This window comes from Streptomyces sp. MnatMP-M17 (genome assembly GCF_900091995.1).
Classification (GTDB): domain Bacteria; phylum Actinomycetota; class Actinomycetes; order Streptomycetales; family Streptomycetaceae; genus Streptomyces.
This window is the reverse complement of the sequence record NZ_FMDK01001249.1, coordinates 1-1,917: the sequence shown is the minus strand read 5'-3', so window position 1 is coordinate 1,917 and position 1,917 is coordinate 1. Positions and strand designations below refer to the sequence as shown.

General features: G+C 72.7%; 2 protein-coding genes. Both read right to left on the bottom strand.

Features of this window, described 5'->3' with window-relative positions; genetic code table 11:
- The coding region (locus tag GA0115259_RS38305; RefSeq protein WP_093605237.1) for a TIGR04222 domain-containing membrane protein at window positions 1–753 on the bottom strand (753 nt) is incomplete at its 3' end.
- 6 nt (window positions 754–759) lie between these two features.
- Window positions 760–1,917, bottom strand: a 1,158-nt coding sequence (locus GA0115259_RS38300) for an MbnB/TglH/ChrH family RiPP precursor modification enzyme (RefSeq protein ID WP_107469433.1), incomplete at its 5' end; no start/stop codon positions are given.

The window sequence follows — 1,917 nt, the reverse complement described above, 5'->3', positions numbered from 1 at the left end:
CCGGGGCAGGGCGGCGGCCCGCAACTGCCGTTGCAGTACGGGATCGGGCAGCGCCGTGATGCCGTACGCCGCGACGAGCCGGTCCGCCGAGGCGCCGCCGCCGTACGGATGCGCGGCGACGAACTCCCGCATCGCCCGCTGCCCGGCCGCGGTGATCCGCCGCCCGGTGACGGACGAACAGACCATTCCGACGACGACTCCGGCGAACAGCGTCGGCAGCAGCGAGAAGCCCGCCGGACTGCCGTCGCCCGGGACGGAGCCCGCGACGAACACCATGATGGCGAGGACGAAGCACACGGGCAGTCCGATGAAACAGACCAGCGCCTGTATCCCGCCCCAGCGCCTCGGCCCGCGCGCCTCCGCCGGAGGCACCAGCAGCCCACGGGCCGCGAGCGCGTCGCCCACCCGCTGTACGGCGGGACCGCGCATCACCGCGAGCCGGAGCGTGTGCAGGGCGCCGCTGGGCGCCATGGCGTGTTCCTGGACTACTGCCTGCTCCACCTCGTTCCTGGCGACCGGGTGCGGTACGGAGACGATGCCGGGACCGCCGATGACCATCCGGCCGTCCGCGTGCATCCCGGCGATCGCGGCGTCCGCGACCCGGCCGGGACCGCCGCCGAGGAACGCGGCCTCCATCACGTCATGGACGGGACCGCCCTGACCACGGCGGCGCAGCCGGACCACGGCGGAGATCAGCAGTATGGAGGAGACGGCCACGGCGAGATGGACCACCGTCACAAGGACCACGGTCATCGTCCGTCACCTCCCGATCCCGACGAGGGCGGCGCGTGCCCTGCGGACGAGCCGGGTCGCCCGGCGCGGCGGACGCGATCCGGCGCGCTCCTGCCACCAGAAGGTCAGCTCCCGCCGGGCGACGGGATCCTCCGGCCGCCCGTCGATCAGCAGATGCTCGGCGAAGTCGAGCGCGTCACGGCGGTAACCGGCGCGCATGGGCCGGTTCGCGGCGTACGAGAGAAAGGCCGGCCGGTAGCCGCTGCCCAGGATCCCGGGCAGTTCGGGCGCGACCTTGGCGATCACGTCGGCACGCTTGGCGGCGAGGGCACGGCTCTGCACGCGCACACGCCGGGTGTCGAAGCCTTCAGGGACGGGCGTACCGGCGACCAGCGCGGAGAGCAGGGCCGCCTGACGCAGCGCGAGCCGCTCGCGCGTGGCGTCGGTGGGCGGTCGGTGCGGTACGGGAGGCACGGACGGTTCGGACGGCACGAGCGCTACGGGCAGGGCGGCAGGCTCACCCGTAGCTGTAGCTGTAGCTGTAGCTGTAGCTGTAGCTGTAGCCGTAGCGGCGCCGGCCGCGATTGTGAGCGTCTCGCGTATCACCGTCAGTTCGCCCGCCAGCTCCGACGCCGGCGGGAAGTCGTCGTCCCGCTCCAGCAGCACACCGGGCGGCGCGACCCGGGAGCGCAGCTCTGCCAGCACATCGAGGACCGGGCGGGTGACCGGATGCGCGTGGGTGTCGTGCCAGACGCCGTCACGCTCGACACCGCCCGCGACATGGACGTACGCGATGGCCTCGACCGGCAGTTCGTCCAGGGCCTTGGCCGGATCCTCGCCACGGTTGACATGGTTGGTGTGCAGATTGGCGACATCGATCAGCAGCCGCACACCGGTGCGCTCGACCAGCTCCGCGAGGAACTGGCCCTCGCTCATCTCCTCGCCTGGCCAGGTGATCAGCGCCGCGATGTTCTCCACGGCGAGCGGTACGGGCAGCGCGTCCTGGGCGATCCGTATGTTCTCGCAGAGCACGCGCAGGGCGTCCCTGGTCCGAGGCACCGGCAGCAGATGTCCCGCTTCGAGCGTGGCGGACGCGGTGAGCGGCCCGCCGGCCCGTACGAACGCGATGTGCTCGGTGACCAGCGGCGAGCCCAGCGCCTCGGCGCGCTCCGCGAGATCCGCGAG